This is a genomic window from Candidatus Palauibacter sp. (genome assembly GCF_965222475.1).
Taxonomy (GTDB): Bacteria; Gemmatimonadota; Gemmatimonadetes; order Palauibacterales; family Palauibacteraceae; genus Palauibacter.
Map to the genome: position 1 here is coordinate 329,751 of NZ_CBDCUB010000007.1, position 14,216 is coordinate 343,966.

A 14,216-nucleotide genomic window follows, 5' to 3' on the forward strand; every position below is an offset into this window, starting at 1 on the left:
ATAAGACGGTCGACATGAACGATGTGGTATACCTTGGGCCGCGCAGGTACCGGGTGCAGAGGCATCGCTCGCGAGTGCCGTCAGTTGGACCAGGGGGGGACGATGCCGTTCATGCGGGCGTAGGCTACGGACTGCCCGACGTGTTCGTTCATGTGCGAGACCAGCTGCAGGAGTACGGTCCAGCCCTGGACGCGGCGGCCGTAGAGTTCCGTCTCGCCGGCGAGGCTGGCCTCGCCGAGCGCGCCGACCTGCTCCATCACGTGGCGGACGGACATCTCGTGGATCTCACGCACCTTGTCCTTGTCCCGGATCGACTCGATGTCCGCGTAGTCGAACCCATCGGGAGGCGCGATGCCCAGGTTCTGGTCGAGGTACATGAAGTTGTAGCGCGCGATGTGCATGTAAACCTCGCCCACCTCCATCACGCCCTCGGCGGGCGCCCACGAGAACTTCTCCGCGGGCATCACGCGCGCGAGTTCGGAGATCTTGCGGCTGGAGCCCTGGAAGTGGCCGAGGATCTCGTCCCGGACCGCGATCGGATCCGTCCCGGGGGCGAGCGTCAGCTCATGGGACACGGGAGCGGCGGTGATGGGGATCTGCGCGAGCAGAGTCGCGGGCGCGAGGGCCGCGGCGATGACGAGAGCTGCGAGGAATTCCCGCCTCATCCGACTACCTCCTGCGGTTACTGGCTCGGGGTGGACGGCGCGGCGCGTTCCCGCGACGTAGCCGACTGATATGATACAGCCCCCTCACCCGTTATGGACGGGGTGAGACGCATTCAGGTAACTCGAACGAGGCGAATGTCCGACCGTCATCCACCACACATCGACTCCCGTCGCCCCGGGCTTTGGGTCTACGCCGCGCTGCTCGGCGGGGCGGCAGTGTGGGCGGGGTGCGGGCCAGGGACGCTCGACTGGGTCGAGGAGGACGGCTACCGCTGGGCGGAACTGCGGGTGTCGGGCGAGGACGAGCCGGGCTTCGAGCGGCTGGATCCTTCGGAGACCGGGATTTCGTTCGAGAACGTCGTCACGCAGGAACAGTTCATCGAGAACAGCCACTACCTGAACGGGTCGGGCGTGGCCGTGGGCGACGTGCATGGCGACGGCAGGGTCGACATCTACTTCGCGGGGATGGACGGAGCCAACGAACTCTGGCGCAATCTGGGGGGCTGGAAGTTCGAGGAGATCGCCGAGGAGGCGGGGGTTGCCGCGGCGGGGCGCTTCTCGACGGGTGCCGTGTTCGCGGATGTGGACGGCGACGGGGACCTGGACCTCCTCGCGAACGCGCTCGGCGGGCCCAACTCGCTGTACCTGAACGACGGGGCGGGCCACTTCACGGACGGGACGGAGGCGGCCGGGCTCTCCTCCTCGCTCGGCAGCATGTCGATGACGCTGGCCGACATCGAGGGGGATGGGGACCTCGACCTGTACGTGGTGAATAACAAGGTCGCCACGGTGCAGGATCTCTTCCCGCCTGAAGTCCTGCAGCCGCGGAACATCTACCGCCGGACGGAGGACGGATTCGAGGTTCTGCCGGAGTGGCAGGAGCACTACACGCTCGGGGAGGTCCAGGGCGGCATGGTGCCGCGGCTCGAACTGGCCGAGCCCGACCGGCTGTACCTGAACGACGGGTCGGGACGCTTCACGCCCCTCTCGTATACGGACGGCGCGTTCCTCGACGAGCAGGGGCACCCGCTGACCGAGGCACCGCGGGAATGGGGGCTGGCGGCCCGCTTCCAGGACATGGATGGGGACGGGGACCCCGACCTCTACGTGGCCAACGACTTCCACAGCCCGGACCACATCTGGATCAACGACGGGGGCGGGCGCTTCCGGATGCTCCCGCCGCTCGCCATGCGGAGCACGAGCTTCGCCTCGATGGGGGTGGACTTCTCGGACGTCGACCGCGACGAGCGCATGGACTTCTTCGTGGTCGAGATGCTGAGCCGCGAGCAGCGGCTGCGGATGAAGCAGGCCAGCGGGGGGGTGCCGGACCCGCAGTTCGCGGGGCGGATCGAGAACCGGCCGCAGAAGCCGCGCAACACCTTCTATCTGAATCGCGGGGACGGGACGTGGGCGGAGGCGGCGCAGTACGCCGGGGTCGACGCGTCGGGGTGGTCGTGGGGCAGCACCTTCGTCGATGTCGATCTCGATGGCTACGAGGACCTCCTCATCGGGACGGGCCACTTCTACGATGCGATGGACAAGGACGCGGCCCAGCGGATGGGGTCCGTCGACTGGCGCCAGCGGCTCCTCGTCTTCCCGCCGCTGCGGCTCTCGAACGTCGCGTTCCGCAACCGGAGGGACGCGACTTTCGAGGAGGTCGGGGAGGCGTGGGGGTTCGCGGGGGACGAGGACATCTCGCACGGGATGGCGGCCGCGGACCTCGACGAGGATGGGGATCTGGACATCGTCACCAACCGGTTGCTGGCGCCGGCCGGGGTGTACCGGAATGCGGGACGGGCGCCCCGGGTGGCCGTGCGACTGCGGGGGCGGACGCCGAACACGTCGGGGATCGGAGCGCGCATCCGGGTGTCGGGGGGCGAGTTGCCGCCGCAGACGAAGGAGATCGTCGCTGGAGGCGCCTACCTCTCCGGTTCCGAGGCGATGGCCAGCTTCGCGGCTGGCGAGGGGGAGATGTCGGTCGAGGTCGTCTGGCGGAGCGGGGCCGTGAGCCGGGTGGACGGGGTGCGCGCGAACCGGGTGTACGAGATCGACGAACCCGCGGAGGGCGGGGCCACTCCGGCCGGGGCCGGTTCGGCGGCGGTCGGAGCGTCGGATTCGGAGGCGGCGTCCTACGACCCCCTGTTCGAAGATGTGTCCGGGCTGCTCGGGCACCGTCACCGGGAGAACGAGTTTGACGACTTCTCGCAGCAACCGCTCATCACGTGGCGGCTGAGCCAGGGCGGGCCCGGCGTCGCGTGGGGCGATGTCGACGGTGATGGCGACGCGGACGCCCTGGTGGGCGGAGGCGGCGGGTCCGGCCTCTCGGTGTTCCGGAACGACGGCGCCGGGGGTTTCTCCCCGGACCGGGGGGCGCTGGGCGGCGGCGCGGCCGGGCCGGCGCGAGCCCCGGGCGACCAGACGGGCCTCGTCGTCGTCCCGGGCCGGGCCGGCACCGCCGTGGTCGTGGGGACCGCGACGTACGACGGCACCGACCGGGCGGCCCCCTCGGCCTCCGTCCTCCGCGCCACCGCCTCGGGGATGGGCGAGTCTCGGACCCTGCCGGCGCACGCATCGAGTTCGGGCCCGCTCGCGGCGGCGGATTACGACGGGGACGGCGACGTCGACCTCTTCGTCGGCGGCCGGGTGGTCCCCGGCCAATATCCCGTCCCGGCGACCTCCCGGCTCTTCCTCGACGAAGGCGGCCGCTACGTCCTCGACGAGGCGAACGCCGGCCCGCTGACCGACGTGGGGTTGGTGTCGGGCGCCGCGTTCAGCGACGTGGACGCCGACGGCGACCCCGATCTTGTGCTGGCCCTCGAGTGGGGGTCCCTGCGTCTCTTCCTCAACGAGGACGGGCGGTTCCAGGACGCGACGGCGAACTTCGGCCTCGAATCCCTCGCGGGCTGGTGGAACGGCGTGACGGCGGGAGACCTCAACGAGGACGGACTGCCGGACCTGATCGCCACCAACCGGGGACTCAACTCGGAGTACACGGCGAGCCCGGAGCAGCCGGCCACCGCGTATCACGCCGACATCGACAACGACGGGTTCCGGGACGTGATCGAGGCGCGCTACGACGAGTTCACGCGCTCGATGGTCCCGATCCGGGGACTCCTCACGCTCGCCGGCGGTCTGCCCTTCCTCCGGGGTCAGATCCAGGGTCACGAGCACTACGGGCGGCTGGCGGTCGGCGAGATCCTGGGGCAGCCGGTCGATCTCCTCCCGACGGTCGAGGCGACGACGCTCGCGCATACCGTCTTCATCAACCGGGGGGGGTCGTTCGAGGCCTTCGACCTGCCGCGGGAGGCGCAGTTGGCGCCCGCCTTCCACGCCGGCGTGGCGGACATGGACGGGGACGGTAACGAGGATGTCTTCCTGAGCCAGAACCTGTTCGCGTTCCGGGGCGAGGGGGACCGCAACGACGCGGGGCGCGGCCTGTGGCTGCGGGGCGATGGGACGGGGGCGCTGGCGCCGGTTCCGGGACAGCGTTCGGGCATTGCGGTGTACGGCGAGCAGCGGGGGGCGGCGTTCGCGGACTACGACGCGGACGGGCGCGTGGACGTGCTCGTGAGCCAGAACGCGGCCGGGACGAAGCTGTACCGGAACGCGGGCGCCCGGCCCGGGCTGCGCGTCCGGCTGCGCGGCGGCCCCGGCAACCCGGCCGCCATCGGCGCCTCGATCCGGCTGGAGTACGGCGGCGGGACGCTCGGCCCGCTACGAGAGGTGCGCGCCGGGGGTGGCTACTGGTCGCAGGATGATCCGGTTCAGGTGATGGGGCTCGCGGCCGAACCCACCGCGGTCCGCGTCCGCTGGCCCGATGGCTCGGAGACGGTCACCCCGCTGGACGGCCCGACGACCCCGCTGGAGGTGACGATCGACGCGACCGGCGCGCTGGTGGCCCGCCGCTCACGCTCAGCCGCCGCTGACGCTCAGCCGCCCTTCAGGGCGCGGATTCGTCGAGCGACCTCGCGGGCCATTTCGTTCGGGATGGGGATCGTGAGGTTGTACTGGGCGATCTTCCAGCGCCCGTCCTCCAGCACGAGCACGCCGCTGCCGCGTGTCTCCCCCAGGTTGGCGTTCTCGAGACGCTCGTCGAACCAGGCCGTGCGGCCGTTGGGGGCGATGGAGACGTGACGCTCGAGCATGTGGTACGTCCAGCCGGTGCCGGTCTCGAAGCGGGCCCTCGTGTAGTCCATGAACGCCTCGCGCGTCCAGCGCTCGGTGGCGTCGGTGCCGAGGAAGACGGCCTCGCCGGCGTAAAGGCTGAAGTAGCCGTCGAAATCCGCCTCGGAGGCCGCCTCGTGGAGCGCGTCGAGGACGGCCGAAACGTCGGCGCGGGCGCGGCTCTCTTCGACCGCGGCCGATTGGGCGGCGAGTCCCGCCGCGGCGAACCGCAGCATGAGCAGCGGTACGATCGTCGGCGCGAGCCGTAGTGCGAGGGGCGGCCGGCGGGCCGCGCGTACGGTCTTCAGCATGAGTTCCTCATGAGTGTGTCGGGTCAGAGGGGGTGGGGTGTTCGGGCTTCGTTCGTGTACCCACCCTGCGTGATCCTACCTGAGCCGCGCACGAGCAACTAGTGTCACGTCATCAAACGTCGGATAGAGACGCTTGAGCTTGACACGTGCGTCGTCCGTGGTGAATTGCCAGTTGACCTTGGCTTGGATTCGGTCTCTGGCCGCCTGCCAGGCGGCGACTTCGGCGCGTAGGGTGTCGATGGAGTCGATGCGGCGATTGAGGCATTGGCGGATCATGACGTTGAGTTCGACCTCGGCGACATTCAGCCAACTGCCGTGCTTGGGAGTATGGACGAACTCGAAGCGATCCCAAAGCGCCTTGGCCTCGGCGGGTTCGAAGGTTTCGTAGAGCGCGCCGGGGCGGTGCGTGTTGAGGTTGTCCATCACCAGCGTGATTCGGGTGGCGTCGGGGTACTGCGCGGCGATGTCGCGCAGGAAGCGGGCCCAGTCGGTTTTGGTCCTGCGCTCGGTCACCTTGGTCTGGCGTCGGCCGGCCAGTGGTTCGGTGGCCATGAACACGTTGCAGGTGCCGAGGCGCCGGTACTCGTAGTCTTCGCGGGCCGCCCGCCCCGGTGCCGGCGGGACGGGCGTGCGCGTCTCGCCGATCAGCTGGCGCGGCGTCTCGTCCATGCACACCACCGGGAAGTTCGCATCGTACGGACGCCGGTAGACGTCGAGCACCCGCTCCATGCCCGCTGCGAAGTCGGCATTGCGCCGCGGCGGGATCACCCAGCCGACGCGCCGCCACGGTTTGAGGGCGTTTTTTTTAGCACCCGCCGCACCGTCTCGTGCGAGACGCTGTCGATATAGCCAAGTTCCACCGCGCGGTCCGCCAACAGGCGCAGCGACCACTGCGCGCGCCCCTCGGGCGGATCGCCGCAACTGAGCGCGACCAGCCGCGCCTCGAATTCGCCGTCCGCCTTGCGAAGGTATTTCGCGCGACGACCCTGCCGGCCCCCAAGCGCCGCATCCAGACCGTCCTCCACAAACCGCTTCTTGACCCGGTCCACCCTGCGCGCGCTGATCCGCAACACCCCGGCGATCGCCCCGCCGGTCGTGCGCCGCTCGTTGAACTCGCCCTCGTCGCAATTGAGCAGAACCAGCGCGTTGATCACCTTCCGCGAACGATGCGAACCCTTGCGTGTCATCGCCGCCAACGCCTCGCGCTCCCCCGCTTCCAACTCCACCGAATACCGTTTCATGCCAGCCTCCCCGCCATCGTGAACCGGCAAGAAGTCTATCACGATCCTTACGACATATCACGTGTGACATGACACTAGTCTGTCGCGTTGGGTCGCTCCGCGGTCGACCCGAACCCGGGAACCGGAGGTAGCCATGAATCCATACGGACTCGCGCGGCGGAGGACGACGCGGGCCGCGGCCGGCTGCGCCGCCATCATCTGCGCGGTGACCGCATGCGCGCCGGACACCGGCGAGGCCGCGTCGGGGTCGGGTGCCGGCAAGGCCGCCGCCGCGGCGATCGTCCTCCGGGCGGACCGCATCCTGGACGGGCGGGGCGAGGCGTACACGGGTCGGGAGGTGGTGGTGCGCGGGGGGCGGATCGAGGCGATCGCGGAGGCGGGGGCCACGCGGGGTGCGGTGGTGTATGACCTGCCGGGTGCGACGCTGCTGCCGGGGCTCATCGATACGCACGTCCACCTCGGCTGGCACTTCGACGCGGAGACGGGCCGGCTGCACGGCGCCGAATCGACCGACACGGCGGAGGACGAGATCCTCTACGCGGCCGAGAACGCATGGAACATGCTGTCCAGCGGCGTCACCACGGTGCAGAGCGTGGGCGGACCCGAGGACGTGCCGCTCCGGGATGCGATCGCGCGGGGGTCGCTGCCGGGCCCTCGGGTCCTGACGTCGATCGCGCCCATTACGGCCGGGACGGGCGGACCGGACGAGATCCGGACGCGCGTGGACGCGCTGGCGGAGGCGGGCGCGGACGTCATCAAGATCTTCGGGTCCGCCAGCATCCGGGTCGGCGGCGCGCCGACGCTGAGCCAGGAACAGCTGGACGCCGCCTGTGGCCAGGCCCGCGAGCACGGCCTGCGCGCCGTCGTCCACGCCCACGGGCCCGAGAGCGCGCAGCGCTCCGCCCGGGCCGGCTGCTGGCAGATCGAGCACGGCGCGCTCCTGGACCGCGAGACGCTCGACCTCCTCTCGGAACGGGGCCTCTTCTACGACCCGCACATTCACCTGATCTTCGAGAACTACTTCGCCAACCAGGAACGTTACCTGGGGATCGGCAACTACACGGAGGAGGGGTTCCGGCAGATGCGCGAGGCGGTGCCGACCGCGCTGGGCGTCTTCCGCGAGGCGCTTCAGGTGGAGGGACTCGAGATCGTGTTCGGGACCGACGCCGTGGCCGGGGCCCACGGGCGCAACTGGACGGAACTGGCCTACCGCGTCCGAGAGGGCGGTCAGGATCCGATGGCGGCGATCGTCTCGGCCACGAGCCTCGCGGCGGAGGCGATCGAACTGGACGAAAGCGTGGGCACGCTCGCGGCGGGCTTCGAGGCCGACGTGATCGCGGTGGCGGGGAATCCGCTGGCCGACATCGGGGCCCTCGAACATGTCGTGCTGGTCATGCGCGGCGGGGTCGTCTACCGGCACCGGCCGATGTAGGGATCCCGGGCGACACCCGACGGTAGGATCCCTCGTAGAGGGTTGCGGCGATGGCCGGCTTCGGCTGAAGCCGCGAAGCCCAACGGCAACCGGAAGGAGATGCATGAAGCGGTCGATCGAGCAGGCGCAGGAGCGGCTCGCGAACGATTTGCTCCGCCGTCGCGACGTTGTCGCCGTCGGCATCGGGGCCGACAACGGCGAGCCCTGCCTCAAGGTGTACGTCTCGGGGCGCGGCGACCGCAGGTCGATCCCCCGCCGGTACGATGGACACCGGGTGCGCGTGGTCGGTGGCGGTCCGTTCCGGGCACAGGCCGACGGCCCCGCGGCCGGCAGCCGATAGCCGCCGGGGGGACGAACGATGACGCCTCGCCGAAACCTGATCCTCGCGATCGTGATCGCGGTGGCCGCGGTCCTCGCGCTGCACCTCCACTGGATCTCGACCTTCTGGGCGCCCGGGCCACCGCCGCGGCCCGTCCCGCGCCCACCCCGTCCCCCGGCCGTTGCGACACCCGAGGGGCTTCTGAGCGCGGCCATGCGGGTCCAGACCGACTTCGAACCGAGCCTGTTCGCGCTTCCGGGCGTGGTCGGCGTCGGGATCGGCTTCACCGACGCCGGCACGCCGACGATCAAGGTCTTCGTCGACTCGTCGATGCCGCCGGTGGCGTTCCCGCGGGAACTGGGGAGCTTCCCGGTCTCGGTGCAGCCGGCGGGACCCTTCCATGTCCTGCCCCCGGAGCCCTTCGCGGTCGAGGAGGATGAGGGTCCGGTGCCGACGGGCCGCTTCGAGCGGCCGGTTCCGATGGGGGTGTCCACGGGTCACACCCGCTCGACGGCGGGCACGATCGGCGCCGTCGTGACCGATGGCGAGCGCCGCTACGCACTCAGCAACTGGCACGTATTCGTTCCCGGCGGGGACGCGCGGGTGGGCGACATCCTGCTGCAACCGGGCCCCGTCGACGGCGGCGCGGATCCGGCCGACGCGATCGGCACGCTGGCGGCGTTCGAGCCGGTGGTCCTGTCGCTCTTCGCCACCAACCGGATCGACGCCGCGATCGCCCGCACGGACGAGGTGCTGCCGGAGACGCCGGTGGGGGGCTATGGGTCGCCGCGCAGCGTGACGATGGCGGCGAAGCCGGGGCTGCAGGTCCAGAAGTACGGGCGCACGACGCGCCTCACGGTCGGGGAGGTGGAGGCGGTCAATGCGTCGGTCAACGTGACGTACGGGTCGGCCGGATCGCAGGTGGGCCGCTTCACCGGTCAGATCATGGTGTGCTGCAATTTCAGCGCGGGGGGCGACTCGGGCTCGCTGATCGTCGCACGCGATCTGGACCGCGACGGCAACGCGGGAACGGACGACCGCAAGCCGGTCGCGCTGCTCTTCGCCGGCGACGGGCGGCTCACGATCGGCAACCCGGTCGACCTCGTGCTGGACCGCTTCGACGTGACCATCGTCGGAGAGGAGGACGCTGGCCGCTGATGCCTCGCGATGGCTAGGTTGCGGCCCATGCAACGCTTCCGGTCGCACTATCTGCCGCGCACTCGAACGGGTCGGCTGATTCTCGCCGTCTTCCTGGGCCTGTTCGCGTTCACTCAGCCGCCACTCGTGTTCTGGATCGGTAACCGCGTCGAGCCGTTGCTGGGCGGGCTGCCATTTCTCTACGTCTATCTTCTCGTCTTCTACTGCCTCCTCATCGGGGTCCTCGTCTGGATGATGAGGCGCGAACTCTGATGGAACCCTGGGTCATCGCGACCGGACTCATCTTCGTCTATCTCCTGGCCACGATCGTGCTGGGGGCAGTCGCGAACCGGCGCATGTCGGTGGACCTCGAGGATTTCCTCCTCTACGGGCGCAAGGCCGGGTTCATCGTCCTCTATCTGACGGTCGTCGCCACCTATCACTCGGCGTTCGCCTTCCTCGGATCGGGCGGGTTCTTCTACACGCACGGCATCGGGTTCTGGGCCGCGGGCGCGTGGACGGTGCTCGTCGGCGCGATCACTTACGTGCTCGGAAGCCGGATCTGGGCGCTCGGCAAGACGTTCGGCTATATCACGCCGGCCGATCTGCTGGCGGACTTCTACGAGTCCGATGCGGTTCGGGTCGTGGCGGCCATCGTGTCGGTGCTGTTCACCATCCTCTACATCCAGGTCCAGGCGGCGGGACTCGGCTACATCCTTTCGGTCGCGTCCGGCGACCGGATCTCGTTCGAACTCGGCACGCTGATCCTTCTGGTGGTCGCCGCGGGCTACCTCATCGCGGGCGGTCTGCGGGCGGTCTACTGGACCGACGTGATCCAGGGCGTGTGGATGTACGTCGCTGTGTGGGCGGGCGCGCTGGTGCTCGCATTCAAGCTGTTCGGCGGGCCGATCCAGCTATGGAAGCGCGTGGCGGCGGAGCGCCCCGATCTCCTCACGCTTCCGGGGCCCGAGGGGTTCTTCACGCCGGGGATGTGGTTCGGCATGGTCGTCGTCCTCTCGTTCGGGATCGTCTTCCAGCCGCACCTGTTCATCCGCTACTACACGGCGGTCTCGGCGCGCACGATCAAGTGGCTCGGCGCCACCACGCCCATCTACCTGATGACCCTGTACATCCCCGCGGCGCTGGTGGGTCTGGGCGGCGCGCTGGTGATGCCGGACATCGCGATTCCCGATCGGATCTTCCCCGAGATGCTGGTCGCCTATGCTCCGGCCTGGCTCACCGGCGCGATCCTCGCGGGCGCGACGGCCGCGGCGATGTCCACGCTCGACTCCATGCTGCACGCGAACATGACCGTGCTCACGCGCGACGTGTACCAGCGCTACATCCGCACGGACGCTGCTCAGAACCACTATATCCTCGTGGGTCGACTCATCGTCGTCGCCCTGCTCGCCGTTGGATATGTCCTCTCGGTGAACACGTTCGGTTTCCTCGTCACGCTCGTCTCACTCTCGGGTGCCGGCGCGCTGCAACTGATGCCGGCGGTACTCGGGGTCTGCTTCCCGGGACGCCGCCTGACGACGAGCCGGGGCGTGATCGCGGGCATCTCCGCGGGCCTGGCGACTCTCTGCGTGACGCTCATCATCGTACCGCATCCCCTCGGACTGCACGGCGGCGTGTGGGGACTGGCGGTGAACTTCGTCGTGACCTGGGTCGTGAGCCGGCTCACGCCCGCACCGAGTGACCCCACGGTGTCGCGGATCCACGGCGCGATCGAGCGCTTCGTGTACGAAGGCGATCCCGCGTGACCGCGCTCGGAGGCTGATACGGTGGGCAAGCTCGTGGGAGGTCTCGCCCTCCTGTCGCTGGCGCTGTCCATGGTGCTCGGCTTCGTGCGCGCCGACGTCGACCCGTTGGCGCTCCGCACGATGGTGGCGCTCCTCATCGCGGCCGGGCTGCCGGCGGCGGGGGGCGTCTGGCTGCTGGCGCGCCACTTCGGAGTCGGACGCCGGATCGAAGGCCGGCGCGAGGAACTGCGCCGCGACACGCTCGAGGCCGAGATCCTGCGGATGGCGGGGCGGCACGACGGGCGGCTCACCGCAGTCGAAGTCGCGGGCGAACTGGCGGTTCCGACGACGACGGCCGAGGAACTGCTGAACGAGCTGATGGCGCGGGAAATGGCCGACATCGAGATCACCGACTCGGGTCTGCTCGTCTACACCTTCCCCGACGTACGACACCTGTCCGAGAAGGAGTCGGCCCGCGGACTGCTGGAGTCGTGAGCGAGACGCGCTGGCCGTGCCCCGTCTGTCTCGGGGTGAAGATGGAGAAGGCTTCGCTGGGAGCGGGGGGCCGAGGCGGCGAGGGCGCGCTCACACTCGACCACTGTGCCCGCTGCGGAGGCATGTGGTTCGAGTTGGGTGAGGTGCAGCGGCTCCGCGCGGAGCGGCCCGAGTCTCTGTGGGCGCGGATCCCGGCCCGCGACGAGCGGCACCGGGCCCAGTGTCACGCGTGCCGCGCGTTCGTGGACCGCGACGCGGCCCGGTGCGGGGCGTGCGGCGCGAAGGCCCGGCTGAACTGTCCCGCCTGCGATACCACGATGCTCCAGCTCCGACAGTCCGATTTGACGCTGGACGTCTGCAAGCGGTGCAAGGGCGTGTGGTTCGACCACCACGAACTCGAGGCGATCTGGGCGCTGGAACGAGACCGGGTCGTCGCGAGGCGCGGGAAGGGCGGGAGCCCCGCGCGCGGCGCGGAGACAGGCTCGGAGATCCTCCTCGAGACCCTCTTCTGGGCGCCGGAACTCGTCTTCGTGGGGGCGCACGTCGCCGGGCACGCGGTGGCGGCCGCGGCGGAAGCCGCTCCGGCCGTGCTCGAGGCCGCCGGGGAGGCCGCGGCCAGCGTGTTCGAGACCATCGTCGAGATCGTGGCCGGCATCTTCGGCTGACGCAGGCTCCGGGTTCGCCCGACGGCCCCGGCTGATAGAATCCGGGTCCGCTCCGACCTGACACGCACCCCTCCGGGAGACACAACGAAATGGAAATCGTACTGGCCACGCTGGCCGACTGCGCCAATACGTCGAACGACGGCAAACTCAACCTGATGGGGCTGTTCGACACGCTCTACGCGGCGAACGTGCCCGTGACCCACCCGTCGATGCAGCTGGTGCTCAGGATCCGGGTCGAACCCGCCGAGATCGACCGGCAGCACGAGCTGGAAATCCGCTGCATGGACGCGGATGGCGAGGAGCTGTTCAAGGTCAAGGGCGGGTTCTCGGTCCAGGCCCTGCCGGGACGGGCGGCCACGTTCAATCACGTCGTGGGGATCAACAACCTGACCTTCCAGAAGTACGGGGGGCACACGGTCTCGATCTTCGTCAACCGGGACCTCAAGGAGACGCTCGAATTCGAGGTCGCGAAGGCCGAGCAGCGCGCGCGGCCGGCGGCCGACTGAGGGTCAGCGGCCCGGAACAGCCCCGGCGTCCGGCGCGGCGGCGGCGGCTGACTCCGCTTCCCACAGGCGGCGCTGTTCGCTCGTCAGGTAGTGCCGGATGGCGGTCACGTCCTCCATCGTGAGCAGGTCGCCGAAGCCGGCCATGCCGTTCACGGCCAGCGCGCCGCCCAGGACCACGGCGTCGAAGCTCTCCCACGCGCCGCCATCCATCCTGCGGAGATCGGGATAGGCGGAGAGGTGTTCGTCCGAGGCCCGGTGGCAGATGCTGCAGTAGACGCCGAAGAGTTCCGCCCCCCGTCGGACGCGGGCCGCGTCGAGCGAGAGATCCGGCGGTTCCGGCGTCGCGGGCGTGATCTGCGCGGAAGGTAGCGGTACCTCCCCGCCGTCGAGTCTGAACACCAGCAGCCGTCCCGTGCTCTCGTAGTCGTACGCCGCCGAGCCGAGCGGATAGGCCGACCCCCGCGGCCCTCCGTAGCCCGCCATGACCGCAATGTACTGCACGCCGTCGACCTCGTACGTCATGGGTCCCGCCATCACGCCGCTGCCGAGATGGATGCTGTGGAGGCGTTCCCCGCCGTCGGCCTGGTGGAAGTCGAGCGTGCCGGCGGCGGTCCCCTGGATGACGAGGTTCCCGGCCGTGACCAGCGTGCCGCCGTTCCACATGCTTCCCCGCGGAACCCGCCACAGCTCGCGACCCGCGACGGGATCCCACGCGAGGAGGAACTCGTTGGGTCCGATGTCGGGGAGGCCCTCGGCGAGGTGCGCGTACTCCCCCGGGAACGGGGGCCAGCTCGCCTCGAACCCCTCGTACGCCACCTCGGGACGGTGGTCGAACTCGTCCAGCGAACGCCACAGCATGGCCTGTTCACGGGCCGGAATGTAGGCGATGCCGGTCTCCGGGTTGAACGACATCGGCTGCCAGTTGTGCCCACCGGCCGAGGACGGAAAGACGACCCGGGGCTCGTCCCGGTAGTCCGCGGCGGGGTTCGGGACGGGCCGGCCCGTCTCCATGTCGATCCCGAGCGTCCAGTTCACCGTGACGAAGTTCTCCGCCCGCAGCAACTCTCCCGTGGCGCGGTCCAGCACGTAGAAGAAGCCGTTCTTCGGCGCCTGGAGGAGAACCTCTCGCGGTTGGCCATCGATCATGACGGTGCTCAGGATGATGTTCTGGGTCGCCGTGTAGTCCCAGATCTCGGCGGGCACCGTCTGGTAGTGCCACACGAGCCGCCCGCTCTTCGGGTCGATCGCGAGGATCGAGACGAGGTACAGGTTGTCGCCGCCGGAAGGGCTCCGGTGCCAGATCGGATAGGGATAGGAGTTCCCCGTCCCCACGTAGAGGAGGTCGAGGACCGGGTCGTAGGCCATCTCCCCCCATACCGTGCCCCCGAGACCGCCCTCCCAGGCGGAGTTCGGGTCCCACGTCTCAGCGGCGACCTCCAGTTCGGGATGCTCGGAACCGTCCGCCGGGTTCCCGGGCACGGTGAAGAAGCGCCACCTCTCTTCACCCGTCTCGAGGTCGTAGGCGGTAATGTACCC

The 14,216-nt window shown here is 69.7% G+C and carries 12 protein-coding genes and 2 pseudogenes; 9 read left to right on the plus strand and 5 right to left on the minus strand.

Annotation, left to right across the window (positions count from 1 at the left end; genetic code table 11):
• Window positions 1–80: 80 nt before the first annotated feature.
• The gene (locus ACOQPP_RS13420) at window positions 81–665 is read right to left on the minus strand and encodes a DinB family protein (RefSeq protein WP_419166000.1); all 585 of its coding nucleotides are present in this window, start codon (window positions 663–665) and stop codon (window positions 81–83) included.
• A gap of 135 nt (window positions 666–800) precedes the next feature.
• Between ACOQPP_RS13420 and ACOQPP_RS13425 the strand changes: the two are divergent.
• Window positions 801–4,487 (plus strand): annotated as a pseudogene (locus ACOQPP_RS13425) (FG-GAP-like repeat-containing protein); the annotation flags it as partial.
• Window positions 4,488–4,594: 107 nt separating this feature from the next.
• Here ACOQPP_RS13425 and ACOQPP_RS13430 read toward each other — a convergent pair.
• A complete protein-coding gene (locus ACOQPP_RS13430) occupies window positions 4,595–5,140 on the minus strand; it encodes a nuclear transport factor 2 family protein (protein WP_419165999.1) in 546 nt (181 codons plus the stop codon).
• A 75-nt stretch (window positions 5,141–5,215) separates the two neighbouring features.
• Window positions 5,216–6,381 (minus strand): IS630 family transposase gene (locus ACOQPP_RS13435; RefSeq protein ID WP_420636733.1). Its coding sequence is split into 2 segments (ribosomal slippage): window positions 5,216–5,949 and window positions 5,949–6,381, totalling 1,167 coding nucleotides; the frame shifts between segments, so codons are not numbered across the junction.
• A 133-nt stretch (window positions 6,382–6,514) separates the two neighbouring features.
• Here ACOQPP_RS13435 and ACOQPP_RS13440 point away from each other — a divergent pair.
• The 8 genes from ACOQPP_RS13440 to ACOQPP_RS13475 all read left to right on the plus strand — a co-directional run bounded on the left by ACOQPP_RS13440 (window position 6,515) and on the right by ACOQPP_RS13475 (window position 12,680).
• Window positions 6,515–7,813, plus strand: coding sequence for an amidohydrolase family protein (locus ACOQPP_RS13440; protein ID WP_419165998.1), 1,299 nt, complete (start codon window positions 6,515–6,517; stop codon window positions 7,811–7,813).
• Window positions 7,814–7,916: 103 nt separating this feature from the next.
• Window positions 7,917–8,153, plus strand: coding sequence for a hypothetical protein (locus ACOQPP_RS13445; protein WP_419165997.1), 237 nt, complete (start codon window positions 7,917–7,919; stop codon window positions 8,151–8,153).
• Between the two features lie 18 nt (window positions 8,154–8,171).
• Window positions 8,172–9,290: a hypothetical protein gene (locus tag ACOQPP_RS13450; RefSeq protein WP_419165996.1), complete on the plus strand. Its 1,119-nt coding sequence runs from the start codon at window positions 8,172–8,174 to the stop codon at window positions 9,288–9,290.
• Window positions 9,291–9,317: 27 nt separating this feature from the next.
• Window positions 9,318–9,542 (plus strand): hypothetical protein, encoded by a 225-nt coding sequence (locus ACOQPP_RS13455; RefSeq protein WP_419165995.1) that lies wholly within the window; start codon window positions 9,318–9,320, stop codon window positions 9,540–9,542.
• Window positions 9,542–11,035 carry a sodium:solute symporter family protein gene (locus ACOQPP_RS13460; RefSeq protein WP_419165994.1) on the plus strand — a complete coding sequence of 498 codons (1,494 nt, stop codon included), beginning with the start codon at window positions 9,542–9,544 and terminating at the stop codon, window positions 11,033–11,035. The genes ACOQPP_RS13455 and ACOQPP_RS13460 overlap by 1 nt, the downstream gene beginning before the upstream one ends.
• Before the next feature lie 21 nt (window positions 11,036–11,056).
• Window positions 11,057–11,509, plus strand: a complete 453-nt coding sequence (locus ACOQPP_RS13465; RefSeq protein ID WP_420636734.1) for a hypothetical protein — start codon at window positions 11,057–11,059, stop codon at window positions 11,507–11,509.
• Window positions 11,506–12,174, plus strand: a complete 669-nt coding sequence (locus ACOQPP_RS13470) for a zf-TFIIB domain-containing protein (RefSeq protein WP_419165992.1) — start codon at window positions 11,506–11,508, stop codon at window positions 12,172–12,174. The genes ACOQPP_RS13465 and ACOQPP_RS13470 overlap by 4 nt, the downstream gene beginning before the upstream one ends.
• A gap of 89 nt (window positions 12,175–12,263) precedes the next feature.
• Complete coding sequence (locus ACOQPP_RS13475; protein WP_419165991.1) at window positions 12,264–12,680, plus strand: DUF6941 family protein; 417 nt, start codon at window positions 12,264–12,266, stop codon at window positions 12,678–12,680.
• Window positions 12,681–12,683: 3 nt separating this feature from the next.
• Here the strand turns inward: ACOQPP_RS13475 and ACOQPP_RS13480 are convergent, their stop codons facing one another.
• Both ACOQPP_RS13480 and ACOQPP_RS13485 read right to left on the minus strand, forming a co-directional pair.
• Window positions 12,684–14,159 carry a c-type cytochrome gene (locus tag ACOQPP_RS13480; RefSeq protein ID WP_420636735.1) on the minus strand — a complete coding sequence of 492 codons (1,476 nt, stop codon included), beginning with the start codon at window positions 14,157–14,159 and terminating at the stop codon, window positions 12,684–12,686.
• Window positions 14,160–14,216 (minus strand): annotated as a pseudogene (locus ACOQPP_RS13485) (hypothetical protein); the annotation flags it as partial.